The sequence below is a fragment of the Pseudomonas sp. PME37.24/025 genome, from assembly GCF_055556615.1.
In genome coordinates this window covers 1-296 of record NZ_JBVHNK010000085.1, presented here as the reverse complement: position 1 = coordinate 296, position 296 = coordinate 1, and the positions used below count along the sequence as shown (strand labels likewise).

At 71.3% G+C, this 296-nt stretch carries 1 protein-coding gene; it reads left to right on the top strand.

What is annotated here, in order from left to right:
* Positions 1–26: 26 nt before the first annotated feature.
* The coding region (locus ACZ3HH_RS29610; protein ID WP_465810088.1) for a GNAT family N-acetyltransferase at positions 27–296 on the top strand (270 nt) is incomplete at its 3' end.

Here is a 296-nt window from a genome sequence, read left to right as displayed (position 1 = left end):
AAACATGCCGGCGCTAGGGTCGCAGAATGCCCCTGGACATCGCACGGGACGACGTCAGCGTTCCCGACACCCGCGCCCTCGTGACGGCCCACGTCTCCGGGATGCTGGCCAACACGCCGGCCGAGAGCTGCCACGCGCTCGACGCCGATGCCCTGGTCGACAACGGGGCGTCCCTGTGGTCCGCGCGCGTCGACGGCGAGCTCGCCGGCATCGGCGCGCTCGCCCCGTTCGGCGACGACGCGGGCGAACTGAAATCGATGCGTGTCGCCGAACGGTTCCTCGGCCAGGGGATCGGA